At 59.8% G+C, this 26,108-nt stretch carries 22 protein-coding genes; 5 read left to right on the top strand and 17 right to left on the bottom strand.

The window, feature by feature from the left end; genetic code table 11:
• The first annotated feature begins 13 nt into the window (after positions 1-13).
• Positions 14-1,087, top strand: coding sequence for a phosphoporin PhoE (phoE, locus tag PU683_RS03105; protein ID WP_277170054.1), 1,074 nt, complete (start codon positions 14-16; stop codon positions 1,085-1,087).
• 134 nt (positions 1,088-1,221) lie between these two features.
• Here phoE and crl read toward each other — a convergent pair whose 3' ends face one another.
• The 3 genes from crl to gpt all read right to left on the bottom strand — a co-directional run bounded on the left by crl (position 1,222) and on the right by gpt (position 3,483).
• Positions 1,222-1,620, bottom strand: a complete 399-nt coding sequence (gene crl, locus PU683_RS03100) for a sigma factor-binding protein Crl (protein ID WP_187801447.1) — start codon at positions 1,618-1,620, stop codon at positions 1,222-1,224.
• Between the two features lie 57 nt (positions 1,621-1,677).
• Positions 1,678-2,922 (bottom strand): esterase FrsA, encoded by a 1,245-nt coding sequence (frsA, locus tag PU683_RS03095; protein WP_277170053.1) that lies wholly within the window; start codon positions 2,920-2,922, stop codon positions 1,678-1,680.
• Between the two features lie 102 nt (positions 2,923-3,024).
• On the bottom strand, positions 3,025-3,483 hold the full coding sequence (gene gpt / locus PU683_RS03090; protein ID WP_137849249.1) for a xanthine phosphoribosyltransferase: 459 nt from the start codon (positions 3,481-3,483) through the stop codon (positions 3,025-3,027).
• Positions 3,484-3,740: 257 nt separating this feature from the next.
• On the opposite strand from gpt, the gene pepD reads away from it, so the two are divergent.
• Positions 3,741-5,198, top strand: coding sequence for a cytosol nonspecific dipeptidase (gene pepD / locus PU683_RS03085; protein ID WP_277170052.1), 1,458 nt, complete (start codon positions 3,741-3,743; stop codon positions 5,196-5,198).
• A gap of 41 nt (positions 5,199-5,239) precedes the next feature.
• Here the strand turns inward: pepD and prfH are convergent, their stop codons facing one another.
• The 3 genes from prfH to dinB form a co-directional block, all read right to left on the bottom strand.
• Complete coding sequence (gene prfH, locus PU683_RS03080; RefSeq protein WP_277170051.1) at positions 5,240-5,854, bottom strand: peptide chain release factor H; 615 nt, start codon at positions 5,852-5,854, stop codon at positions 5,240-5,242.
• Complete coding sequence (locus PU683_RS03075; RefSeq protein WP_277170050.1) at positions 5,851-6,990, bottom strand: RNA ligase RtcB family protein; 1,140 nt, start codon at positions 6,988-6,990, stop codon at positions 5,851-5,853. Before PU683_RS03075 ends, prfH begins: the two co-directional genes overlap by 4 nt.
• 206 nt (positions 6,991-7,196) lie before the next feature.
• Positions 7,197-8,252 carry a DNA polymerase IV gene (gene dinB, locus PU683_RS03070; RefSeq protein ID WP_277170049.1) on the bottom strand — a complete coding sequence of 352 codons (1,056 nt, stop codon included), beginning with the start codon at positions 8,250-8,252 and terminating at the stop codon, positions 7,197-7,199.
• A gap of 349 nt (positions 8,253-8,601) precedes the next feature.
• Here dinB and dpaA point away from each other — a divergent pair, with 349 nt between their 5' ends.
• Entirely contained in the window at positions 8,602-9,339 is a 738-nt protein-coding gene (gene dpaA / locus PU683_RS03065) for a peptidoglycan meso-diaminopimelic acid protein amidase (protein WP_277170048.1), read from the top strand.
• Here dpaA and PU683_RS03060 read toward each other — a convergent pair.
• Together PU683_RS03060 and lpcA are read right to left on the bottom strand one after the other, a co-directional pair.
• Positions 9,310-10,077 (bottom strand): class II glutamine amidotransferase, encoded by a 768-nt coding sequence (locus PU683_RS03060; RefSeq protein WP_277170047.1) that lies wholly within the window; start codon positions 10,075-10,077, stop codon positions 9,310-9,312. The two genes, dpaA and PU683_RS03060, sit on opposite strands and share 30 nt — an antisense overlap.
• A 141-nt stretch (positions 10,078-10,218) precedes the next feature.
• On the bottom strand, positions 10,219-10,800 hold the full coding sequence (gene lpcA / locus PU683_RS03055) for a D-sedoheptulose 7-phosphate isomerase (RefSeq protein ID WP_023479022.1): 582 nt from the start codon (positions 10,798-10,800) through the stop codon (positions 10,219-10,221).
• Positions 10,801-11,037: 237 nt separating this feature from the next.
• Here lpcA and fadE point away from each other — a divergent pair, with 237 nt between their 5' ends.
• Both fadE and PU683_RS03045 read left to right on the top strand, forming a co-directional pair.
• Positions 11,038-13,485 carry an acyl-CoA dehydrogenase FadE gene (fadE, locus tag PU683_RS03050; RefSeq protein ID WP_277170046.1) on the top strand — a complete coding sequence of 816 codons (2,448 nt, stop codon included), beginning with the start codon at positions 11,038-11,040 and terminating at the stop codon, positions 13,483-13,485.
• A 108-nt stretch (positions 13,486-13,593) separates the two neighbouring features.
• Positions 13,594-14,364 carry an amidohydrolase gene (locus PU683_RS03045; protein WP_277170045.1) on the top strand — a complete coding sequence of 257 codons (771 nt, stop codon included), beginning with the start codon at positions 13,594-13,596 and terminating at the stop codon, positions 14,362-14,364.
• Between the two features lie 693 nt (positions 14,365-15,057).
• Here PU683_RS03045 and PU683_RS03040 read toward each other — a convergent pair.
• From PU683_RS03040 to PU683_RS03000, 9 genes are all read right to left on the bottom strand, one after another.
• Positions 15,058-16,659 (bottom strand): gamma-glutamyltransferase family protein, encoded by a 1,602-nt coding sequence (locus tag PU683_RS03040; RefSeq protein WP_277170044.1) that lies wholly within the window; start codon positions 16,657-16,659, stop codon positions 15,058-15,060.
• Between the two features lie 9 nt (positions 16,660-16,668).
• Entirely contained in the window at positions 16,669-17,544 is an 876-nt protein-coding gene (locus PU683_RS03035) for an ABC transporter permease (RefSeq protein ID WP_277170043.1), read from the bottom strand.
• Positions 17,544-18,488, bottom strand: coding sequence for an ABC transporter permease (locus PU683_RS03030; RefSeq protein ID WP_277170041.1), 945 nt, complete (start codon positions 18,486-18,488; stop codon positions 17,544-17,546). Before PU683_RS03030 ends, PU683_RS03035 begins: the two co-directional genes overlap by 1 nt.
• 23 nt (positions 18,489-18,511) lie before the next feature.
• Entirely contained in the window at positions 18,512-20,026 is a 1,515-nt protein-coding gene (locus PU683_RS03025; protein WP_277170040.1) for an ABC transporter substrate-binding protein, read from the bottom strand.
• An 11-nt stretch (positions 20,027-20,037) separates the two neighbouring features.
• On the bottom strand, positions 20,038-21,105 hold the full coding sequence (locus PU683_RS03020; RefSeq protein ID WP_277170039.1) for an ABC transporter ATP-binding protein: 1,068 nt from the start codon (positions 21,103-21,105) through the stop codon (positions 20,038-20,040).
• A complete protein-coding gene (locus tag PU683_RS03015) occupies positions 21,102-22,115 on the bottom strand; it encodes an ABC transporter ATP-binding protein (RefSeq protein ID WP_277170038.1) in 1,014 nt (337 codons plus the stop codon). Before PU683_RS03015 ends, PU683_RS03020 begins: the two co-directional genes overlap by 4 nt.
• On the bottom strand, positions 22,112-22,828 hold the full coding sequence (locus tag PU683_RS03010) for a FadR/GntR family transcriptional regulator (RefSeq protein ID WP_277170037.1): 717 nt from the start codon (positions 22,826-22,828) through the stop codon (positions 22,112-22,114). Before PU683_RS03010 ends, PU683_RS03015 begins: the two co-directional genes overlap by 4 nt.
• 674 nt (positions 22,829-23,502) lie before the next feature.
• Positions 23,503-24,762 carry an allantoate amidohydrolase gene (gene hpxK, locus PU683_RS03005; RefSeq protein ID WP_431190926.1) on the bottom strand — a complete coding sequence of 420 codons (1,260 nt, stop codon included), beginning with the start codon at positions 24,760-24,762 and terminating at the stop codon, positions 23,503-23,505.
• A complete protein-coding gene (locus tag PU683_RS03000; protein WP_277170035.1) occupies positions 24,762-26,003 on the bottom strand; it encodes a pyridoxal-phosphate-dependent aminotransferase family protein in 1,242 nt (413 codons plus the stop codon). The genes hpxK and PU683_RS03000 overlap by 1 nt, the downstream gene beginning before the upstream one ends.
• Between the last annotated feature and the right edge of the window lie 105 nt (positions 26,004-26,108).

Here is a 26,108-nt window from a genome sequence, read left to right as displayed (position 1 = left end):
TCAGGAATTCAAAATGAAAAAGAGCACTCTGGCATTAATGGTACTGGGCGTTGTTGCATCGGCTTCTTCTGTTCACGCGGCAGAAGTCTATAACAAAAATGGCAACAAACTGGACGTGTACGGCAAAGTGAAAGCCATGCACTACTTCAGTGATGACAACAGCAACGACGGTGACAAAACCTACGTGCGTTTCGGCTTCAAAGGTGAAACCCAGATTAATGACCAGCTGACTGGTTTCGGCCGTTGGGAATCTGAATTCGCCGGTAACAACGACGAAACCACCTCGGGCCAGAAAACCCGTCTGGCGTTTGCCGGTCTGAAAATTAAAGATTTTGGCTCTATCGATTACGGTCGTAACCTCGGCGTGCTGTACGACGTGGCGTCCGTCACCGATATGTTCCCGGAGTTCGGCGGCGACTCGCTGACCCGTACCGATAACTTTATGACCAAGCGTACCACCGGCGTGGCGACCTATCGCAACACCGACTTCTTCGGCATGGTGGACGGCCTGGACATGACCCTGCAGTACCAGGGTAAAAACGAAAATGGCCGTAGCAGCATCATCAAGCAGAACGGCGACGGCTGGGGTACCTCTCTGGCCTATGATTTCGGTGGTAGCCCGGTCACGATTATTGGTGCTTACGCCAACTCTGACCGTACCAACGCGCAGAACACCGCACTGGCGCTGGGCCGTGGTCAGAATGCCGAAGCCTGGGCGACCGGCGTGAAGTATGACGCTAACAACGTCTACCTGGCGACCTTCTACTCCGTGTCATACAACATGACGCCGGTCTCCTCTACCCTGGGCTTTGCCAACAAAGCGCAGAACTTTGAAGCCGTCGCACAGTATCAGTTCGACTTCGGCCTGCGTCCGTCCGTGGGCTACGTGCTGACCAAAGGCAAAGATATGGAAAACGGTATTGGCGACGAAGATCTGGTGAACTACATCGACGTTGGTGCCACTTACTACTTCAACAAAAACTTCTCGGCGATGGTCGATTACAAAATCAACCAGATCAAAGACGACAACAAACTGGGCATTGCTGACGACGACGTTGTTGCCGTTGGCGTGACCTACCAGTTCTAAACCCTGTTGTAACCCTCGTTATAGGAAATGCCCTCGGTTGAGGGCATTTTTTTCCCGTCTGATGGGAGGAAGCAGGCCAGTGCCTGTTCATGCCCGGCGTGTGAAGAGCAGCCGGGCATTTTTTATCGGGGACGTTATGCGGGGAGTTTTAACTTCTCTTTGAAGTCATCGGCAGGTTCAAGCTTCAGCTCAAGCGAGGCTAAGAGCGTACGCGCGCGCTCATGGAAGTCGCGCAGCGTTTTTTCCAGACGGTCAACCACTTCCTGGTCTTTGATAGCGGTGGGTTTCCAGTGCCCCTCTTTGTCGAAGAGCCCAAAGTGGTAGCGATAGGTAAAGCGCTTCTCCTGCGCTTCCATTTCCATCCACCATCCCCAAAACTCGCGTTTTTCCGGCGCGGGTTTCACATTCACGCAAACTGCCAGGCAATCAAAGAAAAAACGGTTTTCTTCGCACTGCTCTTCGCGGATATAAGGTCCTAGCGCAGTAAACTTTTTAATCAACCTGCTTTTCGGATGTCCACTTGGTAACGTCATTGCGATCTCCTTTTGTGATGCAACTGTTTTACCAAATCAATGGAATTTCTCAAAGTATTAACCGAACTGATGGTTGATCCAGTCAACAATCTTCCTAAGCGCAGCGTCAAAATTGCGATAAACCGGGTTAAACGGGATGTCGAGCAGCTTTCCATTGCTGGATGAAGCGGTGATTAAACGCGACTCTGCCTCCGGGCTGAAGGGATCGTTTTGCCAGAAACCGGAGAGCATGGGCGTCGGGCAGCGGCGGCCCAATAACCCCTGGGTTTTTAATGAGTAGCGGTTAAGTTCCACGCGCAGCGCCTCATCGGAAGCGTCATGCATGCCTAAGCGGCTGGCGAGCACATCGAGATACATCTCCGGCACTTCGCTCTGACGCAGCGGCTCGCTGAGCAGGGAATGCACCACCGGCCCGAGGCAGGCCACCGCTTTCAGGCGCGACGCCTCAAGATAGGCCAGCCGCACCGCCACATTGGCACCAAAGCGGAAACCAAAGGCCGCCACGCGGGTGTGGTCGATCCACGGAATGTTCGGCAATGCCTGGAGCGCATGCTGATGCAGCAGGCTGGAGTCCTGGGTCAGCTTCCATTTGATGGAGAAGCCCACCGAGGGCATATCGAGCGTCAGCATGGCAATGCCTTTCGGGGCCAGGTAGCGCTCATAGAGGGTGTAGTAATCGATCTGCAGGCCATCGAGCCCGCCGCACATCAGCACCGTCGGGAAAGGGCCTTCGCCTTCCGGCATATGCAGAAAGCCGGTGACCGGCGCGCCGCCGGGAATGGCGAACTCCAGCTCTTTGATGCTGCCCGGCAGGCGCTGCGCGGCCTCCTCATAGGCACGGTTGGCCAGCGCCTGCGCCTGTTCGGCCAGACTATCGCCTTTGATGTGGGGATAGGCGGCGATGCTGTAGAGATGGGAGGCGTGCAGCCAGTGGCGGCCGCTCAGCGCGCTGTCCCTCTCCTGCATCGCTTTTTGCTGCCAGCTCATCGCTTGTGCAGACCATTCGAAGATCCAGTTGCCGTTGCGGTAGCCAACCACCGTATCGAGCAGTTCCGCGTCGGTGCGCTCGGCCTGGCTCATCACGATGCGCGCCTGCACTTCGAGGATCTCGCGCGCGTCGATGCCGCGCCAGATCCACATCAGCCGGTTGATCATCCGGTACCACTGCGGCACGTTTTTGCCATCCAGCGCGGACTGCACGGGCGGCTGCACCCCAGGGTTAAAGCGGCGCACCAGCGTCGAGGTCTCAGGGTATTTAAAGCGGGGTTTGAACAGCGTTTCGCTAAGATTTGACTGGGGCATGGCGCGCAGCTCCTTAAAATTTACCGGAGGGCATTGTAACCCGTGACGCGCCAAAAAGAACAACGCCCGGCAGAACCGGGCGTGTGTACAGCAAGGGAGGGATTAACGGCCGCTGATTGGCGGAACGAAGACTACGCCCATATCCCACGGCTGCTCAATCCAGGTATCTTGCGGGATATCAATCACATAATCGTTTACCAGCGGGCGACCGGCCGGCTTGGCGAAGATAGTGACAAAATGTGCTTTCGGGTACATTTCGCGGATCGCTACGGCGGTGCCGCCGGTATCGACCAGATCGTCAATCACGATAAAGCCTTCGCCGTCGCCTTCCGCGCGTTTCAGTACTTTCAGTTCGCGCTGGTTGTCGTGGTCATAGCTGGAGATACAAACGGTATCGACATGACGAATACCCAGTTCACGCGCCAGCAGCGCGCCTGGAACCAGACCGCCACGGCTTACGGCGATAATGCCTTTCCACTGTTCTGAAGGCATTAAACGGGCAGCAAGTTTGCGGGCGTGAATCTGCAACATGTCCCAGGTGACGACGTATTTTTCGCTCATGTGAAGTGTCCCAGCCTGTGTTTTACGGCTTAAAAAGTGTTCGAGGGGGAAATAGGTTGCGCGAGATTATAGAGATCTGAGGCGCTAAAAACCAGTGTTACCCAGGTATCGCCGCCGCTTTTTCCCCAATCCCGTGCTCGCGCTGTCGTCATAAAGTGGTATTCTCAACCGCATCTCGCAAGAGGGTCTTGCGATTCGTTTATCTAACCCGCGACCTGCACGCAACCTGTTCGCAGGCGCTATTAAGGAGACTCATCGTGTCTGAACTGTCTCAACTATCTCCGCAGCCGCTGTGGGATATTTTTGCCAAAATCTGCTCTATTCCGCACCCGTCTTACCATGAAGAAGAGCTCGCCGAACACATTATGGGCTGGGCGAAAGAGCAAGGCCTGCACGCAGAGCGCGACCAGGTAGGCAATATCCTGATCCGCAAACCGGCCACTGCCGGGATGGAAAACCGCAAGCCGGTGGTGCTGCAGGCGCACCTCGATATGGTGCCGCAGAAGAACAACGACACAGAACACGACTTCACCAAAGACCCGATTCGCCCCTATGTTGACGGCGAGTGGGTAAAAGCGCGCGGCACCACGCTTGGCGCGGATAACGGCATCGGTATGGCCTCTGCGCTGGCGGTGCTGGCAGATTCCACCGTGCAACACGGCCCGCTGGAAGTGCTGCTGACCATGACCGAAGAGGCGGGCATGGATGGCGCATTCGGTCTGCAACCCAACTGGTTGCAGGCAGATATCCTGATCAACACCGACTCTGAAGAGGAGGGTGAGATCTACATGGGCTGCGCGGGCGGTATCGATTTCATCACCACCCTGCCCCTGACCCGCGAAGCGGTGCCGGCCGGGTTTGAAACCGTCAAACTGACGCTGAAAGGGCTGAAAGGCGGCCACTCCGGTGCCGATATCCATTTAGGTCTGGGCAACGCCAACAAACTGCTGGCGCGCTTCCTGGCGGCCCATGCTGCCGAGCTGGATCTGCGTCTGCTCGACTTCACCGGCGGTACGCTGCGTAACGCCATTCCGCGCGAAGCGTTCGCCGTGATCGCCCTGCCAACGGATAAAGCCGCACAGCTGAAAACCCTGGCGAATGAGTACCAGGCGATCCTGAAAAACGAGCTGGAAGCCAAAGAGAAGAATCTGGTGGTGCTGGTCGACAGCGTAAGCAGCGACAAAGCGGCGTTGACCGTCCAGTCGCGCGATGCGTTTGTCCGCCTGCTGAACGCCACGCCGAACGGCGTCATCCGCAACTCCGACGTCGCCAAAGGCGTGGTGGAAACCTCGCTGAACGTCGGCGTGGTGACATTACAGGACGACAGCGCCGAGATCGTCTGCCTGATCCGCTCGCTGGTCGATAGCGGTAAAGATTACGTGGTAAGCATGCTGGAATCGCTCGGCGCGCTGGCCGGTGCGAAAACCGCGCCGAAGGGCGGCTACCCGGGCTGGCAGCCGGATGCCCAGTCGCCGGTGATGGCGCTGGTGCGTGAAACCTATCAGCGTCTGTTCAATAAAATGCCGAACATTCAGATTATCCACGCTGGTCTCGAGTGTGGTCTGTTCAAGAAACCCTATCCGGAGATGGATATGGTGTCGATTGGGCCAACCATCACCGGCCCGCACTCGCCGGATGAGCAAGTGCATATCGAAAGCGTGGGCCAATACTGGACCCTGCTGACCGAGCTGCTGAAGTCTATCCCGGCTAAATAAGTCTGCTGTCCGCGCCGCCTGGCGCGGACATTTTCCTTCCGTTACTGCGCCTTAAACCCTGGCCCCTTAAAGGTGCGCACCGGGTTGCCCCGCGCTATCTGATGATGAAACAGCCTGCGTTCCGACTTAAGCGCCGCGCGCTCGTCATCCTGCGCCTGCTCCAGACGGTGTAAAATCAGCAGCATCGCCAGCCGCTTATTCGCATGCTGGCTGCGCTCCGACTGCACCTTAACGCTAATGCCGCTGGCAATATGCGTAGCGCGCACGGCGGAATCGGTTTTATTCACGTGCTGGCCACCCGGCCCGGATGAGCGCAGCGTCTCAAAGCGGATGGCGCTATCCTGCAGCGCCGCCTGTGGAGTAAATTCCGCTACGCCGATAAACCAGTTCTTACGCGCATGCCTGGCGCGATAGGGGCTTGGGCAGATCCACTGCACCGTGCCGCACCAGCGCGCGCTGAGCGCCTGCGCATTGTCGCCATCGAGAGAGACCAGCACCGAGCGGTAGGCGCCCGGCTGGCGCGCCGCTTCCGTTTCGAGCACCGTCAGCGCCACCTTCTGCGCCTCGGCCTCTTCCATCAGCCGCGCTAATGCTTTACCCACCGCCAGGCAGCACTCATCAGGCCCTTGTGCAGAGGAGAGTTGCAACAGTCTCATTCGCCCGCCCCTCCGCTCACTTTCAGGGTTAATACCGGACGTAAACGCGCAACCGGCGTCACCAGATCGGCGTCGACCAGGCACTCAAGCACGCTTTCAACCGACTTATAGGCCTGCGGCGCTTCTTCATAGATCAGCTGACGATCGCGGCAAATCACCCGGCTGCCGAGCGGTGTGCGCGCCAGCTGCGCCGGGGTGAATTTCCCTGACAGGCGACCTTTGCACTCGGTGCGCATCCATTTGCGTCCCGCGCCGTGGGCCAGCGAATAGAGGCTCACCTCGCTCACTTTCGGCATCACCAGCCAACTGTGATCGCCGCGTGAACCCGGGATCACCACCAGGCCCTGCCCGTCCGGCGTCGCACCTTTGCGATGCAGCCACCCCGCTTCCCCCCCAACCGTGCAGGATTCAACGAAGTTATGCGCCACATCGAGCAGCGCTGCGCCATCGGCGTTGAGATGATCCAGCATGCGCCGCGCAATCAGCGCCCGGTTGATGCGGGCAAAGTTGAGGGCCTCATCGTGCTCAGCCAGGTAGTGGCGAGCCGCGTCGCTTCCTTCCGCCAGCCCGGCGTGGGAGAAGGCGTCGACGTGGCGGCGCAAAATCTGCTGCCCCAGCCCGCGCGAACCGCTGTGGGCCAATAACAGCAGGCGCTGCTCATCGAGGCCGCTTTGCGCAAACAGCGCCGCATCGGCCACGCTATCGACCTGTTGCAGCTCGGCAAAGTGGTTCCCGCCGCCAATCGATCCCAGCGCGGCGCGCCAGGGGTGGTTTTGCCACGCATCCGGCACCGCTTCATCCAGCCACTCAGCAGATGCCGTATCGCCCAGCGCGCTGAGCCGTTTTTCAACCTTATCGGCGTTATATTTGCGCCGTACCAGGTCGGTCTGCCACAGCGCCATGCCGCAGCCGATATCGTTCCCCACCAGCGCCGGATAGAAGCGGCCGGTGGAGAAAAAGGCCGCGCCAATCGGATAGCCGCGGCCGGGGTGAAGATCCGGCATGCCGACGACGCGCGTCATCCCCGGCAGTGCCGCAGTCGTGTGTAATTGCTGGATCGCTGAACCTTCGATCCACAGGTTTTCCGACGCAATACAGGAGATCGCGTCTGAGATATGACAAACAGAATTGCCCATATACCAATCCATATGTAGAGAAATAAAAGGAATTGGCAGACGAAACCAGGGGCAAGTTTTAAAGAATTAAGCCTGGAGAGGTCTGCAAAGAGAAATCAGGGCATGGTGTGTCATGGTGAACCTCCTTTGCAGTTAACAGGGAATGAATAAACGCCGGGGATGATAGAGAAGCGGGCGGGAAATTACCAGCGCAAATTCTGGTAGGGTTACAGCCCCAGCACCAGCTGGCGCTCAAGCTGCGGGTCGAGCAGCGTGACATGCAGGCCGACAAGGCGCACGCCGCGCCCGCCGCGTCGCTCATCCCACGCCTGGCGCGCGGTGGCGAGCAGATCCTCTTTATTCAGGCACGGCCAGACATGCTCCTGGGTGGTGAGCTGAAAGTCGTTAAACTTCAGTTTTACCCCCTGGCGGGCGATGCGCAGATCCGGTTTCACCACCGAGAGCCGCCGCTCAAGCTCCGGGTAGAGGCGCTCGATAATCGCTTCGCACTCCTCCCACTGATGGATATCCTCCACCAGCGTGCGCTCGACGCCGACCGACTTTCGCAGCCGCTCGCTGCTGATCTCCCGTTCATCGATCCCCTGGCTGCGCTCCCACAGTACGCGACCAAACTTACCAAACCGCTTAAGCAGCATGGCGAGATCGCTCCTCTGCACATCCTCACAGGTGCGCAGCCCAAGGGTCTCCAGCTTGGCCGCCGACACTTTGCCGACGCCGGGGATTTTGCTCAGCGGCAGCGTGCGCAGAAAGGCAGGCACCTCCGCCGGAGTAATTACATATTGCCCGTTGGGTTTGTTGAGATCGGAGGCGATTTTGGCGAGAAACTTCACCGGCGCGATGCCCGCCGAGGCGGTAAGCTGCGTCTCATTAAAGATGGTCTGGCGGATCTCCTGCGCCATCAGCGTTGCGGAGCCGTGGCAGTGCGGGCTGTCGGTGACATCAAGATAGGCTTCATCCAGCGACAGAGGTTCAATTAATGAGGTGTAGCGCGAGAAGATGTCGCGGATCTGGCGGGAGGCTTCTTTATAGGCGTCGAAACGGCCGGGTAACAGCGTGAGGTGCGGGCAGAGTTTCAGCGCCATCCCGGTCGGCATCGCGCTGCGCACGCCATATTTACGCGCCGGGTAGTTGGCGGTGCTGATGACGCCGCGCTGCACGCGGCTACCGCCAATGGCAATCGGAATATCGCGCAGGGCCGGGTTGTCGCGCATCTCTACCGCCGCGAAAAAGCAGTCCATATCGACATGTATTATTTTGCGCATGCGTACACCCTCACAGAACACTGGATAAGTATACAGCACGTTCCAGCGAAATGAGAAGCCAGCCGAGAAACCGCCGAAAAGAGGGCAATCCGCTGTGTAATTCCCGGCTTTTACTTTCATAATAGTCGTCGCAAATCGCGCAGGTGGTTGAAAGGCAAAATAGAACACTTTTTGCGCGATGGCGAAAAGAGAATCAACAGGCTCGACGGGCACCGACTCACCGCTATTCGGGGCTTGCGAAAAAATGTCGGAATGCTAAGGTGAGCGCTCAAAACAGAATTGTCCGAATTCTGGGCACCTTTTGCCGTTCTGGCAAAGTCATATCCGTTTTATCAAGGAAACACGTTGTATGCGCAAAATCGCATTGTTCATTGCGATGCTTCTGATCCCGTGCGTCTCCTTTGCTGGCCTGGTGGGCAGCAACAGCGTCACTAAGCCGGTAAGCAAAGAGTTTAAGCAGCAGTTGATGGGGTCGCCGGTCTATATCCAGATCTTCAAAGAAGAGCGCACCCTTGATCTCTACGTCAAGATGGGCGAACAGTACCAGCTGCTCGACAGCTACAGAATCTGCAACTACTCCGGTGGCCTCGGGCCGAAACGCCGTCAGGGCGATTTTAAAAGCCCGGAGGGGTTCTATTCGGTACAGCGCAGCCAGCTGAAGCCGGACAGCCGTTTCTACAAGGCTATCAATATCGGCTTTCCGAACAACTTTGACCGCGCCCACGGCTATGAAGGCAAATACCTGATGATTCACGGCGCCTGCGTCTCCATTGGCTGCTACGCCATGACGGACAGCGGCATTGATGAGATCTTCCAGTTTGTGACCGCGGCGCTGATTTTCGGCCAGCCGAGCGTGCAGGTGAATATCTATCCGTTCCGCATGACCGACGCGAATATGCAGCGTCACAAATATTCCACCTACGCGGATTTCTGGAAGCAGTTAAAGCCGGGGTATGACTACTTCGCGGCCACCCACCAGCCGCCAATTGTCGCCGTCGTGGATGGACGCTACGTGGTCAGCAAGCCGCTGACCACCTCCGTGCAGCCGCAGCTGGCGTCAAACTATACGCTCACCGAGGCAAAATAAGGCCCACTCGCCTGGCATAATCTTGTGCCAGGTTTCATTCGCCGTTAACGGCTGCGTCGCAATCACAGTGACCACATCATTCGGTGTGGTCTCGCGCTGAAAATCGATCTCCACATCCTGATCCAGCAGCTTCGCCACACCAAACGGCGCGCGTCGGGTAATGCAGAAAAGATTGGTGGAGCAGAACGCCATCACATAGCGCCCGTCCGACAGCAGCATATTGAACACGCCCTTCTCACGCAGCTCCAGTGCCAGCGTCGCAATGTATTTAAACACCGCCCCCATATTGCCCGGCGTGCGTGGGTAGCGCTCCGTCAGCTTATGCAGCATCCAGCAGAAGGCTTTTTCACTGTCCGTTTCGCCCACCGGGCGGAAGTTGCCGGTCTGCAAAGATTTATAACCCGTCAGTTGGCCATTGTGGGCGTAAGTCCAGTTGCGGCCCCAGAGCTCGCGGGTAAACGGATGGGTATTCTCCAGCGCCACTTCGCCACGGTTCGCCTGGCGAATATGGGCAATCACCGAGCAGGATTTGATCGGGTACTCCTGCACCAGCTTAGCGACGGGCGAATTGTAGCTCGGTTGCGGATCTTTGAACGTGCGACAGCCTTTGCCTTCGTAGAAGGTGATACCCCAGCCATCTTTATGCGGTCCGGTTCCCCCGCCGCGCTGGACGAGACCGGTAAAACTAAAGCAGATATCGGTCGGCACGTTAGCGCTCATCCCGAGCAGTTCGCACATAGTCACCTCCACAACCGCCTTACTCTGAGAAGGCGTGATTGTTGCAGCCCGTCAGACACGGGCAGCGCCGCGATGAGCTGCGCCGGGGCGCAGGAACGGTGAGCACTGCCCGGGATGAACAGGGCAAATAAAAAGCCAGCGTTACGCTTTAACCATCTCTTTTTCGATCAGCTGAATCAGGATATGGATCACTTTGATATGGATCTCCTGAATGCGATCGGCATAGCCAAAGTGCGGCACGCGAATTTCGATATCTGCGGTGCCGGCCATCTTGCCGCCATCTTTACCGGTCAGGGTGATCACTTTCATCCCCTTCTCACGCGCCGCGGCGATCGCTTTGATCACATTGCCCGAGTTACCGGAAGTCGAGATCCCCAGCAGCACGTCGCCTTCACGGCCAACGGCTTCTACATAGCGGGAGAATACATAATCGTAACCGAAGTCATTGCTGACGCAGGAGATGTGGCTGACATCAGAAATGGCGATCGCCGGGTAGCCAGGACGGTTTTCACGATAGCGCCCGGTTAACTCCTCCGCAAAGTGCATCGCATCGCAGTGCGAGCCGCCGTTACCGCAGGACAACACTTTGCCACCGGCTTTAAAGCTGTCGGCCAGCAGCACCGCCGCGCGCTGAATAGCGTGAATATTGGCTTCATCTTTCAAGAAGTTCGCCAGCGTTTCCGCCGCTTCGTTCAGTTCGTTACGAATAAGATCCTGGTACATGAGGATATCCTTCAGCATAAATGTAAATAACACTGCGCAGTGTACCGGATAGGCTTTCAGCCGAGAAGCTAAAGCCGCTGCTCCCGCCGGCGTTTTCATTTTCCGTGCGCAAAATGGCCTCAACAATGTGAACCAGGTTGTAATTATTTTGTAAACACATTGCTAAAAGAAATGACATCCACTACAAACAATACATCACAAGTGGTCAGACCTCCTACAAGAAGGGAGCTTTTCGTTATGATGATTTTGAGTATTGTCGCAACGCTCGTTCTGCTCGGTGTGCTCTTCTATCACCGCGTCAATCTGCTGCTCAGCAGCGTGATCCTGCTGGCATGGACCGCAGCCCTTGGGCTGGCGGGCATCTGGTCAATCTGGATGGTAGTGCCGGTGGCGATTATTCTCGTGCCGTTCAACTTCACGCCGATGCGTAAATCCTTAATTTCCGCGCCGGTGTTTAACGGTTTCCGCAAAGTGATGCCGCCGATGTCGCGCACGGAAAAAGAGGCCATCGACGCAGGTACGACCTGGTGGGAAGGCGATCTGTTTCGCGGTAACCCGGACTGGAAAAAGCTGCACAACTACCCGCAGCCGCGCCTGACCGCAGAAGAGCAGGCCTTCCTCGACGGCCCGGTTGAAGAGGCGTGCCGCATGGCGAACGACTTCCAGATCACCCATGAGATGGCCGATCTGCCGCCGGAGCTGTGGGCCTATCTTAAAGAGCATCGCTTCTTCGCGATGATCATCAAAAAAGAGTACGGCGGGCTGGAGTTTTCGGCTTACGCACAATCCCGCGTGCTGCAAAAACTCTCCGGCGTCTCCGGCATTTTGTCGATCACCGTCGGCGTGCCTAACTCTTTAGGCCCGGGCGAGCTGCTGCAACACTACGGCACGCAGGAGCAGAAAGATCACTACCTGCCGCGCCTGGCCCGTGGGCAGGAGATCCCCTGCTTTGCGCTGACCAGCCCGGAAGCGGGTTCCGATGCGGGTGCCATTCCCGATACCGGCGTGGTCTGCATGGGTGAGTGGCAGGGCGAGCAGGTGCTCGGCATGCGTCTGACCTGGAACAAGCGCTACATTACGCTGGCTCCAATTGCCACCGTGCTTGGTCTGGCGTTCAAACTCTCCGACCCGGATAAACTGCTGGGTGGCGCGGAAGAGCTGGGCATTACCTGTGCGCTGATCCCGACCTCTACGCCGGGTGTGGAGATTGGTCGTCGCCACTTCCCGCTTAACGTCCCGTTCCAGAACGGCCCGACGCGCGGGAAAGATATCTTTGTACCGATTGATTACATCATCGGCGGCCCGAAAATGGCCGGTCAGGGCTGGCGTATGCTGGTGGAGTGTCTCTCCGTTGGCCGCGGCATCACCCTGCCCTCCAACTCAACGGGCGGCGTCAAATCCGTGGCGCTGGGTATTGGTGCCTACGCCCACATTCGCCGTCAGTTCAAAGTGGCGATTGGCAAGATGGAGGGTATCGAAGAGCCGTTGGCGCGTATTGCCGGTAATGCCTATGTGATGGACGCCGCAGCGTCGCTTATCACTTACGGCATTATGCTCGGCGAAAAACCGGCGGTGCTGTCGGCGATTGTGAAATATCACTGTACCCACCGTGGCCAGCAGGCAATCATTGACGCGATGGATATTGCCGGCGGTAAAGGCATTATGCTCGGCGAAGGCAACTTCCTTGCCCGTGCTTACCAGGGTGCGCCGATCGCCATCACCGTTGAGGGCGCTAACATCCTCACCCGTACGATGATGATCTTTGGTCAGGGGGCGATTCGCTGCCATCCCTATGTGCTGGAAGAGATGGCCGCCGCGCAGAACAACGATGTTGATGCGTTCGATAAGCTGCTGTTTAAACATATCGGCCATGTCGGCAGTAATGAGATGCGCAGCCTGTGGCTCGGCCTGACGCGCGGCTTAACCAGCGCTTCGCCAACCGGGGATGCGACTAAACGTTACTACCAACACCTGAACCGCCTGAGTGCTAACCTGGCACTGCTCTCGGATATCTCAATGGCAGTGCTCGGCGGCAGCCTGAAACGCCGCGAGCGCATCTCCGCCCGTCTGGGTGATGTGTTAAGCCAGTTGTTCCTCGCCTCGGCGGTGCTGAAGCGCTATGACGACGAAGGTCGCCAGGAAGCGGATCTGCCGCTGGTGCACTGGGGCGTGCAGGATGCGCTCTATCAGGCCGAGCAAGCGATGGTCGATCTGCTGGAGAACTTCCCGAACCGATTCGTGGCGGGCATGCTGAGCTTTGTCATCTTCCCGACCGGCCGCCACTACCGTGCGCCGTCCGACAGGCTCGATCATAAAGTGGCGAAGATCCTGCAAACGCCAAACGCCACCCGTTCACGCATCGGCCGCGGTCAATACCTGACGCCGAGCGAGCACAACCCGGTAGGGCTGCTGGAAGAGGCACTGGTGGATGTCATGGCTGCCGACCCGATCCATCAGCGCATCTGTAAGTCGCTGGGTAAAAACCTGCCGTTTACCCGTCTGGACGATCTGGCAAACCAGGCGCTGGCCAGCGGGCTGATTAACCAGGATGAAGCGGCGCTGCTGATTAAAGCGGAAGCGAGCCGGCTGCGCACCATCAACGTTGATGACTTCGAGCCGGATGCGCTGGCGACACAACCGGTGGTGCAAGCCCCGGAAAAGCTGCGCAAGCCGGAAGCCGCTTAAGCGCCTGACGGCTCCTCTCCGCCTTCGACAAAACCCGCAATCCTGCGGGTTTTTTTCGTTTTTAGCGTGCTACAGTGTGCCGATGCTGTCTGAAGGGGAGTCGTGATTGTGCCTGGTTTAAAAATTACGCTGTTACAACAGCCGCTGGCGTGGATGGATGGCCCAGCGAACCTGCGCCATTTTGATGTACAACTGGAAGGGATTAGCGGGCGGGATGTGATTGTCCTGCCGGAGATGTTTACTACCGGCTTTGCGATGGAAGCCGCCACGCGGTCGCTATCGCAGGAGGAGGTGGTGAGCTGGATGCGCGAGAAGGCGCAGCAGAGTAACGCGCTGATTGCCGGCAGCGCAGCGCTGCAAACAGATCGCGGGGCGGTCAACCGCTTCTTGCTGGTTGAGCCGCAGGGCGAAGTCCATTTTTACGATAAGCGCCATCTCTTTCGCATGGCGGATGAGCATCACCACTATCAGCCGGGTGAGTCACGCGTGATATTCGAGTGGCGCGGCTGGCGCATTATGCCGCTGGTCTGCTACGACCTGCGTTTTCCGGTCTGGTCGCGCAACCGCGATGAGTACGATCTGCTGCTCTATGTCGCCAACTGGCCTGCGCCGCGCTCCCTGCACTGGCAGTCGCTGCTGCTGGCCCGCGCAATTGAAAACCAGGCCTGGGTGGCAGGGTGTAACCGCGTCGGCAGCGACGGGAACGGCCACCATTACCGCGGCGACAGCCGGGTGATTAGCCCGCAAGGGGAAATAGTTGCCAGCGCCGACGCGCACCAGGCAACGCGTATCGACGCCGAGATGTCACTCTCCGCGCTGAAAGAGTACCGCGCCCAGTTCCCCGCCTGGCAGGACGCCGATCCCTTCACTCTGGAATAATTTGTAGGCCGGATAAGGCGCAGCCGCCATCCGGCATAATGCCCAGCCCCTTTGCCGGGTGGCGCGTTACACGCTTATCCGGCCTGGGCGGTTCCATCGGCTTCGTTACCGTAGGCCGGATAAGGCATAGCCGCCATCCGGCAATCGGTGCCGCAGTGATATGCCGGATGACGCGTACGCTTATCCGGCCTACAAAACCGCAGTTCCAGCGATACCGGTTTCGCTTTTATCTGCAATATGAAAGCGAGGGGTTGTGTCCCCGCTGAAATCGGCGAACCGAAGCGTGAATGACAAGGTCTGGACGCCAGGGATGGCGGACAGAGGCGAACCGAGACAGGGACTCGTTCCAGAATGGAACGAGTAAGTCGAGTCGAGCCGGCCGCAGTCAGGCGCGCGGGAGGTGAGCGTAGTGCGAAGCACCGATTTCCTCGCGGGGCCGCGGGGATTGACAAGGGGAGCGCGGCCGCTTCCCTTGTCCCGTTCACCGCATAAAGGGTTAATGAAACTCCGCCACGCATGGTGAACGGAACCCTTCCACCAATGCCATATGCCAGGCCCATTGCCGGATGGCGCTGACGCTTATCCGGCCTACGGGAACGGCGCCGGTTTGTATGTAACCATCCGGCAATCGCTGCCGCGGTAATCATGCCGGATGGCGCTGGCGCTTATCCGGCCTACGGGAGCGGAGCCCCCTTAACTCACCAGCGCCTGCCCATCTTTGCGGCTCTCGGTGGCCGCGATGTACTGCCCTTCCGGCATACGGTAAATCACCTGCGCGCCGCCAAAATTGTACCCCGCCTGCGGATCCTCAACGGTAATCAGGTGCCCGCGATCGCGCAGCGCGGCGATCACATTGTGCGAGAAGGTCGACTCGACAATCACTTCCCGCCCGCGCACCACGCGCCAGCGCGGGGCGTCAATCGCCGCCTGCGGGTTCTGCCCATGCTGCATAATACGCAGCGCCATCTGCATATGCCCCTGCGCCTGCATCGGCCCGCCCATTACGCCAAAGGACATCAGTGGTTTGCCATCTGCCCCCATCGCAAAGCCGGGAATAATGGTGTGGAACGGGCGCTTGCTGCCCGCCAGCGCGTTCGGGTGTTTCGGATCGAGCACAAAGCCGCAGCCGCGGTTTTGCAGGCTGATCCCGGTCTCCGGCACCACCACGCCCGAGCCGAAGCCCATAAAGTTGGACTGAATAAACGACACCATCATGCCGCTGGCGTCCGCCGTTGAGAGATAGACCGTGCCGCTCTGCGTCGGTGAACCGTAGACAAAATCAGAGGCCTTTTCAGGATCAATGAGCGCCGCGCGGGTTTTCAGGTAGCTGTCGCTGAGCAGCAGGTCGGCGGCAAACTCAAGGTGATCTTCATCGGCGATATAGCGATCGAGATCCGCCAGCGCCAGTTTCATCGCCTCAATCGACAGATGAAGCGACTGCACCGAGTCGGGATCGTAGCGGCCAATATCGCACTGTTCGAGGATACCGAGGGCAATCAGTGTCGCAATTCCCTGGCCGTTCGGTGGCAGCTCCTGCACCGAGCCACCGGCAAAATCGCGCGACAGCAGCGAGACCCAGTTGGCTTTATGATTCGCCAGATCCGCTTCGCTCAGGTGCGCCCCGTGCTGCTTTGCAAAGGCGGCGATCTTCTGCGCCAGTTCGCCGCGATAGAAGGCTTCACCCCTGGTCTCGGCAATCAGCTCCAGCGTGCGCGCCTGCGCCGGGTTGCGGAAGATCTCGCCGATCTTCGGCGCACGGCCTTCGGGCGCGAAGCAGTCGCTGAAGCCCGGCTGATCTTTTAGTTTTTCATACCCGCGCTGCCAGAGATGGCCAATCAGCGGCGAGACGGGAAAACCGTTGCGGGCATACTCAATCGCCGGTTGCGCCAGCGTGGTGAGCGGCAGCGTGCCGAAACGCTCCGCCAGCGCCACCCAGCCGGAGACCGCACCGGGCACCGTCACCGCATCCCAGCCAATCTCCGGTACTGCGTCAAGACCGGCAAAGAGATCCGCATGCCAGCTGGCGGGCGAGCGGCCTGAAGCATTCAGCCCGTGCAGCGCTTTACCGTCCCAGACAATGGCAAACGCATCGCTGCCGATGCCGCAACCGGTCGGCTCGACCACCGTCAGCGCCATTGCCGCGGCAATCGCCGCATCCACCGCGTTACCGCCCTGCTGCAACATACGCATTCCGGCCTGTGCCGCCAGCGGCTGCGACGTTGCTACCGCGTTTTGCCCAATCATCGGCGCGCGGCGTGAAGCGTAACCGACGCTAAAATCAATCGCTTTCGTCATGCAAACTCCTTAGTCGTGGCGCGGATCGAGCGCGTCGCGCAGCCCGTCGCCGAGTAAATTGAATCCCTGCACGGTGAGGAAGATCGCCACACCGGGAAAAATCGACATCCACGGCGCCTGTTCGAGGAACCCTTTCGCCGTGTTAAGCATTGCGCCCCATGAGGGGTATGGCGGCTGCTGCCCGAGACCGAGAAATGAGAGGCTCGCCTCGGTAATGATCGCCGAGGCGATAGCGAGCGTCGCCTGCACCAGAATCGGCGACATCACGTTGGGCAGCACATAGCGCACGATGATCCAGCGATCCGGCAGGCCGATGGCCCGCGCGCCGTCGATATACTCTTCATTGCGGATGGCGATCACCTGGCCACGCGTCAGGCGGGCAAAGATCGGCATCGCCGAGAGGCCAATGGCGATCATCGCGTTGGTCAGGCTTGGGCCGAGAAACGCGCCGAGAGCAATCGCCATAATCAGGAACGGGCAGGCGAGCAGCGCTTCGATAAAGCGCGAAATCACCCCATCCCACATCCCCTGAAAATAACCGGCCAGCAGGCCGAGCGGCACACCAATCGCCACGGCAATCACCACCGAGACGCAGCCCGCCAGCAGCGAGGTACGCGCGCCCCACACCATGCGCGAGAGAATGTCGCGCCCCAGTTCATCGGTGCCGAACCAGTGGAGCACCGAGGGGGCTTTACGCACCGCCAGAAAGTCGGCTTTGACCGGATCAAACGGCGCGATCCACGGTGCCAGCAGCGCGATCAGCACAAAGATGCCGACAATCACCGCGCCAAGCACCGCACTTTTGTTGGCGAGAAATTTCTTAAGCACCCGGTTTTCATTACGCGGCAGCGCTGCCGCCGTACCGACAGAGGTGAGTTCCGCCATTATTCGCTCCGCATTTTCGGGTTGATCAACACATACAGCACGTCGGCCAGCAGATTGAGGGCGAGAAAACCGATCGCCACCACCAGCACCACGCCCTGCACCACCGCGTAGTCGCGGTTAAAGACGGAATCGACAATCATCTTGCCGAAGCCGGGAATGGTAAACACCTGCTCGGTGAGAACCGCGCCGCCAAGTAATTCGCCGAACAGCAGTGTTGTCAGGGTGATCACCGGCACCAGCGCGTTACGAAAGGCGTGCTTCATGATCACCGCTTTCGGCAGCAGCCCTTTGGCACGCGCGGTGCGGATGTAATCGGCTTTCAGCACCGCAATCATCGACGCGCGGGTGTGGCGCATCAGCGTCGCCGCAAGCCCAGTACCGAGCACCAGCGACGGCAGCAGCAGCGTGCGCAGGTTTTGCAGCGGGTCCTCCGCAAAGGGCACAAAACCGGAGGCGGGCAGCCACTGCAAATTGACCGAGAAGATGAGGATCAGCAATATCCCCAGCCAGAAGTGCGGCACCGAGATCCCCGAGATGGCGACAAAGTTAGTGCCGTGATCGATCCAGCTGTTCTTATTCACCGCTGCGAGGATGCCCATGCTGATGCCAACCAGCAGCGCGATGATCATCGCCAGCAGCGACATCTCCAGCGTCACCGGCAGCTTGGCGGCAATCAGATGGGTCACCGGCTCCTGCGTCCGTAAGGAGACGCCCAGATCCCCCTGCAACGCGCGGGTCAACCAGTGGAAATACTGCACCGGAATCGGCGCATCCAGGTTCAGCTCCGCGCGCAGCTGTGCGATCACCGCCGGATCGCGCTCCTCGCCGAGCATGGCGGTGAGCGGATCGCCGGGCAGCAGCTTCTGCAACCCGAACACCATCATGCTCACCAGCAGCAGGGTCGGCACCGCAAGCATCAGGCGTTTGCAAATCAGTTCCAGCATGGTCTCTCCTTACGGCTGACGGGTTATTTGGCGAAGCTCAGACCCGCCAGACGCACAATGCCGTCCGGGTAAGGGGTAAAGCCCTGCACTTTTTTGTTCAGCCCGAACAGGCGCGGTTCAAAGTAGAGGTAGGCAATCGGCATATCCGTTTGCAGCTGTTTCACCACTTTTTCGTACAGCGCCTGACGGGTAGCGGGATCGTTCTGCGTCCGCGCCTCGGTCAGCCATGCGTCCACCTGAGCGTTGCTGTAACGGCCATCGTTGAGCGCGCCTTTGCTGTGCACAAAGCCAAAGATACTGCCATCAGGATCCGGGCGGCCGGACCAGCCGGAGAAGCTCAGCTGATAATCACCGCTCTGCTGTCTGTCGAGCAGGGTGGCGAATTCGGTCATCTGCAGGTTGATGTTAAAGCCCGCTTCAGCGGTCATCGCTTGCAGCACCTGGCCCACCTGCTGCGAGGTCGGGTTATTGGGCACCAGCAGCGAGACGGTCAGCGGTGTTTTCACCCCGGCGGCCTGTAACAGCGCTTTCGCTTTCTCCACATCGCGCGGCGCAACCGGCAGCTTGACGTGGTATGGGCTGACCGGCGAGAAGGCCTGGTTTGCCGGGGTATAAAGCCCCTCAAACACCACCTGGTTGAGCGCCTCGCGATCGATAGCCAGCGAGAAAGCTTCGCGCACACGCGCATCCTTGAAGGGATCGTTAGCCGGCACTTTGCCGTTATTGATGTTAAAGGTGATGCCCTGGTAGCCGAGGCCGGTCACCTTCGCCAGTTGCAGCTTGCTGTCGGCCTGCACGGTTTTCACATCGCTGGCGGCAATGCCCTCTGTCAGATCGAGATCGCCCGCACGCAGGTTTGCCAGCCGCACGGAGGCATCCGGGATCGGCAGATAGACCACTTTATCGAAGTGGTACGCGCCCTTATTCCAGTAGTTGTCAAAGCGCGTCAGCACAATGCGATCCTGCGAGACGCGGCTGTCAAATTTATACGGGCCAGAGCAGACCGGGTGCGCGGCGAAATTGGCTCTCTTCGCCGCTTCGGGGGCCAGCATCGCGCCAGCGCGGTCGGTGAGCTGCATCAACAGCGCGGAGTCCGGCGTTTTCAGGTGCAGGGCTATCTGCATCGGCCCGGTCACCTCAACGGATTCCACCGATGAGAGTTCGCTTTTACGCAGCGAGCCTGGCAGCGTCAGGGCGCGGTCGAGGCTGAATTTCGCCGCCGCGGCGTCAAACTTCTCGCCGTCGTGGAAGGTGACCCCTTCGCGCAGGGTCATGGTCAGGGTTTTGCCATCTTCGCTCCATGTCCACGCCGTCGCGAGGCCCGGCACGACCTTCAGGTTGGCGTCAACATCCACCAGCCGGTCACAGAGCGAGGCAAAGACAAAGCGCCCGTAGTAGGTGCGCGCCAGATGCGGATCGAGCATATCGGGATCGGCGCCGAGGCCCACTTTCAGCACACTTTCAGCCTGGGTCGGCAGCGCCGCGCCCAGCAACATAACGCTTCCCAGAACGGTCAACAGAGAATTTCGCACAATCATTATTGTTTCCTTTAACGGGACGAGTGAGAGGCTGCCTGTTCAAACAGCGCGCGGCGGCGCAGGAAGGCGGCGGAAGGCGGAGCAATCTGAATAACGCTGCGATCGCGGTTAATCTCCTGCCAGCGATGGCAGGCAACCTGACGGCCCCCTTCGAGCAACTGGTTGATCGGCTCAAGATGGCGGCACTCATCGCTGACATAGGGGCAGCGGGTATGAAAACGGCAGCCCTGCGGCGGGTTGGCCGGGTTAGGCAGATCGCCCTGCAACAGCGGCGTCTGCCGCTCAAGCCCCGGCTGCGTCTGCGGCGCGGAGGCAATCAGCGCCTGGGTGTAGGGGTGCAAGGGCGCGTCAAAAATCTCTTCGACCGTTGCCATCTCGACAATCTGCCCGAGATACATCACCGCCACGCGGTCGCTCATATGGCGGATCACCGCCAGACCGTGGGCGACGATAATCATCGTCAGGCCAAACTGCTGCTTGAGGTTTTCCAGTAGGTTGACCACCTGCGCCTGCACCGAGACATCGAGCGCCGATACCGGCTCATCGCCGAGCAGCAGTTTCGGCCCGGAAGCCAGCGCGCGGGCGATGCCGATACGCTGGCGCTGGCCGCCGGAAAACTCATGGGGGTAGCGTCGTGCCCAGGCGGCAGGCAGCCCGACGGTGGAGAGCAGCTCTGCCACGCGTAGCTGGCGGTCACTTCGGCCCATCTTCTGGTGCAGCCAGAGCGGCTCGCCGACAATTTGCTCCACGGTCATGCGCGGGTTGAGGGAGGCAAAGGGGTCCTGAAAGATAATTTGCAGTTCGCGGCGCAGCTGGTTAACGCGCGCGCCGCTGGCATGGGTGATCGCCTCGCCCTGGTAGTAGACCTCACCTTCAGAGGCGGCAAGCAGGCGCAGCAGCAGGCGGCCAAGGGTCGACTTACCGGAGCCGGATTCACCCACAATCGCCAGCGTTTCACCGGGGTAAACCGCCAGCGAGACGCGATCGACGGCAGTGACATAACGTTTCGGTGCAAAGAGGCGCGACGGCCCGGCAAAGCGTTTGCTGAGATCGTGGGCTTCAAGAATCGGTGTGCTCATGCGGTTTCTCCCAGCGCGATATGCTGTTCAAGGGGCGCGCGGAAACAGGCCACCAGATGAGCTGGCCCCTGCGGCTGTAAGGTCGGTTTTTCCTGATGGCAGCGCGTCTGCGCAAAGGGGCAACGGGTGGCAAAGCGGCACCCTTTCGGCATCGCTTCCGGCAGCGGCACCGCGCCGGGAATGGTGGAGAGCGGACCTTTGCGCGCGCCGAGTGACGGAATCGAGCCCATCAGGCCGATGGTGTAGGGGTGCTGCGGATCGGCAAAAATCGCCTCAACGCTCCCCTGCTCCACCACCTGACCGGCGTACATCACCGCCACCTGCTGTGCCACTTCCGCCACCACGCCGAGATCGTGGGTGATCATCAACACCGCCGTGCCGGTTTCTGCCTTCAGGGTGTTGAGCAGAGCGAGGATCTGCGCCTGGATGGTGACATCGAGCGCGGTGGTCGGTTCGTCGGCAATCAGCAGCCGGGGGTTATTAATCAGCGCCATAGCGATCATCACGCGCTGGCGCATGCCGCCGGAGAGCTGGTGCGGGTAGGCTTTGAGCCGCATCTGCGGGGCCGGGATCTGCACTTTTTCGAGGATCTGCAGCGCTACTGCCATCGCCTCGCTGCGCGAGAGGTTCTGGTGGCGCATCACCGCTTCACTGAGCTGATCGCCTAAAGTAAACGCCGGATTGAGGGAGGTCATCGGCTCCTGAAAAATCATCGCCAGCGCGTTGCCGCGCAGGTCGGCGTAGTCACGCGGGGCGAGCTGGCGCAGATCCTGGTCACGAAAGTGCATCTCACCGCTGACAATCTGCGCGCTGGTGGGCAGCAGCCCCATTAATGCCAGCGAGGTAATACTCTTCCCGCAGCCCGATTCGCCCACCAGCGCCAGCGTCTCGCCGCGTTTTACGCTCAGAGAGATGCCATCTAACACGCTGACCGGCGATCCGGCAAACTGCACCTTCAGGTTCGTTATCCGCAACACCGGCGCGGGATCGTGAAACGGGATCGTCGTCATGGCATATCGTCCTCAATGTGGATGGCCTGGATCATGGCGTATTGCAGATCGAGCAGGTGTTCGCGCATCGCCATGGCGGCCGCGGCCGGCTTGCGATCGCGGATCGCCTGCATAATGCGGTGATGATGATCGTTGTAGCGGTCGACCTTCGCCGGGGTACGCGCCAGCTCACGCAGGTGGTGCCACGCGGGCTCCCGACGCACGGCGTCGAGGGTGTCGAACAGGCCAAGCAGCAGGCGGTTGCCCGCCGCTTCGGCAATCGCCCGGTGAAAGGCGCTGTCCCACAATTCATTGAGATCCGGATCTTCAGCGCTGACGTTATCAATGCGCTCAAGCATGCGCTGCATCAGCGCCAGCTGCTCCGGGCTTGCCCGCAGCGCCGCCAGCCGCGCCAGGCCTGGTTCAATCTGTAAGCGCGACTCCATCACTTCCAGCATATTGGTTTGCTGAACCAGGCCCTGCAGCGCAACGGGCGAGGCAGGCGCGGTGGGGCCGGTAAAGGTCCCTTTGCCCTGCTTGCGCCAGATGCGCCCCTCCTCCTCCAGCACGTCGAGGGCGCGGCGGATCTCGCGCCGCCCGACGCCAAACATTTCAGCCAGCTCGCGCTCTGTCGGCAGAGGAGTCCCTGGTGTTGACTCATACTGGTGGATAAGACCACGAAGCTGTTCAAGCGCTGTGCTGGAGTTAGCCAGATAGCGTGAGGGTTTTTCCATATTGGTTCATCCGCGTTTCGCGTTATCTTTTTATTTCATAACAGCAAGTTATCTTTTTTATGCCTGCTGCCGCTCACGTTTTATTAAGCAATTTGCGAACCAATAGATCATTGGTTCAGTTATATTTTTGAAATATTTGTTAATACATTGATTTAAGGATGTTTATTTTTTGCCGTCAGTGGCGAGAAAAGCAGCGCTTAAGAAAAGTGAAACCGGACAATGCACAGTTTTTGTGCAACACATGCACCAAAAGAGGGAAAAACGTTCACAAATGCACCAGCAGAGGATGCGATGCCTGAGAGGGATGGAGATGTTTGTATCGCCCGATGGCGCTGCGCTTATCGGGCCTACGGGTGCGATGCCAGCGAGGGGTGCGGGTGTTTGTATCGCCCGATGGCGCTGCGCTTATCGGCTCTACGGGTGCGATGCCTGCGAGGGATGCGGGTGTTTGTATCGCCCGATGGCGCTGCGCTTATCGGGTCTACGGGTGCGATGCCCGCGAGGGATGCGGGTGTTTGTATCGCCTGACGGTGCTGCGCTTATCGGGCCTACGGGTGCGATGCCCGCGAGGGATGCGGGTGTTTGTATCGCCCGATGGCGCTGCGCTTATCGGGCTTATGGGTGCGATGCCAATGTGAGATGGCTGGTGTAGGCCTGATAAGGCGCAGCCGCCATCAGGCACCGGCTGGCGGGCGCGCAATAAGCTGCCTGACCGCCAGGCTGAAAGCACGCAGCGCCTGGGCAACATCCTCCTCCGCCACGCTCTCCGCCGGATGGTGGCTGATCCCACCCGCACAGCGCACAAAGAGCATCGCCGACGGCCAGCGTTCGGCAATGGCGATGGCGTCGTGCCCGGCACCGCTCGGCAACAGCAGCGCGCGGCCCTGCACTTCCCGCACCGCGTCGGTTAACTGCGCGCGCAGATCTTCATCACAGGGCGTCGCGGCAATGGTATAAAAAATCTCGTGGCTAAAACTCACGCCGCGCCGTGTCGCAATCACGCCGGCCTGCGCCAGCAGGCGTTGCAATAGCGCGTCGCGCGCTTCATCCTGCGGGCTGCGAATATCGAGCGTCAGGCTCACTGCGCCCGGGATGACATTCACCGCGCCAGGCTCGCACTGCAAGGTGCCGACGGTGGCAACAATATCCGGCGCGAAGGCCTGGGTGGTCTGCTCAATAAACAGCAGCCATTCGGCGGCGGCGGCCAGCGCATCGCGGCGATGGCGCATCGGCACCGTTCCGGCATGACCCGCCTCGCCGGTAAAGCGGGCGTGCAGACGGTGCGCGCCGTTGATCGCGCTCACCACGCCGAGGGCGAGATCCTCCTGCTCAAGCACCGGCCCCTGCTCAATATGCAGCTCCAGGTAAGCCGAGAACGCTGACAGCGGGCGCTGGGCGGCAAAAATCTCATCGGCGCTCAGCCCGGCAAGGGATAACGCCTGCGCCACGCTGACTCCCTGCGCATCCTCGCAGGCGAGCCACGCAGCGGGCCAACTGCCGGTCAAGCCGCGGCTGCCGAGCAGGGCGATGTTAAACCGTGTCCCCTCCTCATCGGCAAAACCGACAATCTCAATCGCCTGTGCCCCGCGTCGCCCGGCGCGATTCAGGGCATCGACCACTTCAATTGCTGCCAGCACGCCGAGCATGCCATCGTAGCGCCCGGCGTTGCGCACCGTGTCGAGATGCGAGCCGAGCAGGAGCGCCTGGGCGCCCGCCTGTACAGCCTCATAGCGCCCGCAGATATTGCCGACCGCATCCTGCCAGGTGGTCATGCCCGCCTGCTGCATCCACTGCGCGACCAGCGCGTTAGCCTGTAAATGCTCCGACGAAAGATAAACGCGGGTCAGCCCCTCAGCGCTTTCGCTCAGTTGCGCCAGCGCGTCACAGCGCGCCATCACCCGACCGGCAGCGCGGGCGGCCTCCTCCTCACCCATCATGCGCGTGCTCCTTCATAAATATCCCAGGCTGCCTGCATCGCCGCGCCCTGCACGGTGCGAAGACCGAGGCGGTTAAGCACCGCTTCCAGCGCGGTCAGCGTTTGCAGCACACAATCTTTGCGCGCGTTATAGCCCATCGTGCCAATGCGCCAGATCTTGCCCTGCAGCGGGCCGAAGGAGGTGCCAATCTCGATATGGAAATCGTTCAGCAGCCGCTGACGCACCTCTTCTCCATGCACCTCAGGTGGGATCACCACCCCAAGCACGTTATTCATCTTGTGGCGGATATCGCCAAACACCGCAAGCCCCATCCCCTGAATGCCGGCGAGCAGCGCGCGGCCATGCAGTTCGTGACGGGCAATCAGGTTATCCATCCCCTCCTCCAGCATAATGCGCGCGCATTCGCGGGCGGCGAAGAGCATGCTGGTCGCTTCGGTGTGGTGGTTAAGGCGCTCCGGCCCCCAGTAATCCATCACCATGCCGAGATCGAAATAGTTGGAGTAGATCATCTCCTCGCTGCCATCCTCGTGAGCCTCGGTGCGGATCCCCTGTTCAACGCAGCGGCGGGCGCGGATCGCCGCCTCCATGCGCGGGCTCAAGGTGACCGGCGCGCTGCCGGAGGGGCCGCCAAGGCACTTCTGCAACCCGGCGGAGACCGCATCCAGCCCCCAGGCATCGCTCTCCAGCGCGTTGCCGCCGAGGGACGCCGTGGCATCGGTGTAGAACAGCACATCGTGGCGGCGGCAGATCTCGCCCAACTGATCGAGCGGTTGCAGCATCGTTGTCGACGTGTCGCCCTGCACCGTCAGCAGCAGGCGCGGCTTAACGTGCTTGATCGCCTCTTCAATCTGATCAGGGGTAAAGACTTCCCCCCACGGCACTTCGACGGTATGCACCTCGGCGCGGCAGCGGCGGGCGATTTCACATAACAGATGACCGAAACGGCCGAATACCGGCACCAGCACGCGGTCACCGGGGCGAATGGCGGAGACGAGTATCGCCTCAATGCCGGCGCGCGAGGTGCCATCCACCAGCATCGTCCAGCGGTTTTCAGTGCGAAAGACGCCGCGATAAAGCGCCATCACCTCGTTCATGTAGCCGGTCATTACCGGATCGTACTGACCGATAAGCTGGCTCGCCATCGCGCGCAGCACGCGTGGGTCGGCATTGATCGGCCCCGGCCCCATCAGCAGGCGCTGGGGCGGGTTGATTTGTGAACAATGGGAGAGATCAAACATGGGCACATCCTTCATCCGGCTCAATGAAACAAAAGGTTCTTATTTGCTATTTCTGCAACTAATGTGCCATAGGCGAAGGGGACGGGACTGCGGGGTAATCCACAA

Source organism: Candidatus Kosakonia sp. 282A-S69 (genome assembly GCF_029433855.1).
GTDB lineage: Bacteria > Pseudomonadota > Gammaproteobacteria > Enterobacterales > Enterobacteriaceae > Kosakonia > Kosakonia cowanii_A.
This window is presented reverse-complemented; position numbering and strand designations above follow the sequence as displayed.

What these genes read in the sequence shown, in the direction of transcription:
- PU683_RS03015 (WP_277170038.1), bottom strand. Translation starts at nt 22,115, where the DNA reads ATGACGACGATCCCGTTTCACGATCCCGCGCCGGTGTTGCGGATAACG.
- phoE (WP_277170054.1), top strand. Translation starts at nt 14, where the DNA reads ATGAAAAAGAGCACTCTGGCATTAATGGTACTGGGCGTTGTTGCATCG.
- PU683_RS03020 (WP_277170039.1), bottom strand. Translation starts at nt 21,105, where the DNA reads ATGAGCACACCGATTCTTGAAGCCCACGATCTCAGCAAACGCTTTGCC.
- PU683_RS03025 (WP_277170040.1), bottom strand. Translation starts at nt 20,026, where the DNA reads ATGATTGTGCGAAATTCTCTGTTGACCGTTCTGGGAAGCGTTATGTTG.
- dpaA (WP_277170048.1), top strand. Translation starts at nt 8,602, where the DNA reads ATGCGCAAAATCGCATTGTTCATTGCGATGCTTCTGATCCCGTGCGTC.
- crl (WP_187801447.1), bottom strand. Translation starts at nt 1,620, where the DNA reads ATGACGTTACCAAGTGGACATCCGAAAAGCAGGTTGATTAAAAAGTTT.
- PU683_RS03040 (WP_277170044.1), bottom strand. Translation starts at nt 16,659, where the DNA reads ATGACGAAAGCGATTGATTTTAGCGTCGGTTACGCTTCACGCCGCGCG.
- gpt (WP_137849249.1), bottom strand. Translation starts at nt 3,483, where the DNA reads ATGAGCGAAAAATACGTCGTCACCTGGGACATGTTGCAGATTCACGCC.
- PU683_RS03075 (WP_277170050.1), bottom strand. Translation starts at nt 6,990, where the DNA reads ATGGGCAATTCTGTTTGTCATATCTCAGACGCGATCTCCTGTATTGCG.
- prfH (WP_277170051.1), bottom strand. Translation starts at nt 5,854, where the DNA reads ATGAGACTGTTGCAACTCTCCTCTGCACAAGGGCCTGATGAGTGCTGC.
- PU683_RS03035 (WP_277170043.1), bottom strand. Translation starts at nt 17,544, where the DNA reads ATGGCGGAACTCACCTCTGTCGGTACGGCGGCAGCGCTGCCGCGTAAT.
- PU683_RS03060 (WP_277170047.1), bottom strand. Translation starts at nt 10,077, where the DNA reads ATGTGCGAACTGCTCGGGATGAGCGCTAACGTGCCGACCGATATCTGC.
- PU683_RS03030 (WP_277170041.1), bottom strand. Translation starts at nt 18,488, where the DNA reads ATGCTGGAACTGATTTGCAAACGCCTGATGCTTGCGGTGCCGACCCTG.
- hpxK (WP_431190926.1), bottom strand. Translation starts at nt 24,762, where the DNA reads ATGGGTGAGGAGGAGGCCGCCCGCGCTGCCGGTCGGGTGATGGCGCGC.
- lpcA (WP_023479022.1), bottom strand. Translation starts at nt 10,800, where the DNA reads ATGTACCAGGATCTTATTCGTAACGAACTGAACGAAGCGGCGGAAACG.
- frsA (WP_277170053.1), bottom strand. Translation starts at nt 2,922, where the DNA reads ATGCCCCAGTCAAATCTTAGCGAAACGCTGTTCAAACCCCGCTTTAAA.
- fadE (WP_277170046.1), top strand. Translation starts at nt 11,038, where the DNA reads ATGATGATTTTGAGTATTGTCGCAACGCTCGTTCTGCTCGGTGTGCTC.
- PU683_RS03000 (WP_277170035.1), bottom strand. Translation starts at nt 26,003, where the DNA reads ATGTTTGATCTCTCCCATTGTTCACAAATCAACCCGCCCCAGCGCCTG.
- PU683_RS03010 (WP_277170037.1), bottom strand. Translation starts at nt 22,828, where the DNA reads ATGGAAAAACCCTCACGCTATCTGGCTAACTCCAGCACAGCGCTTGAA.
- dinB (WP_277170049.1), bottom strand. Translation starts at nt 8,252, where the DNA reads ATGCGCAAAATAATACATGTCGATATGGACTGCTTTTTCGCGGCGGTA.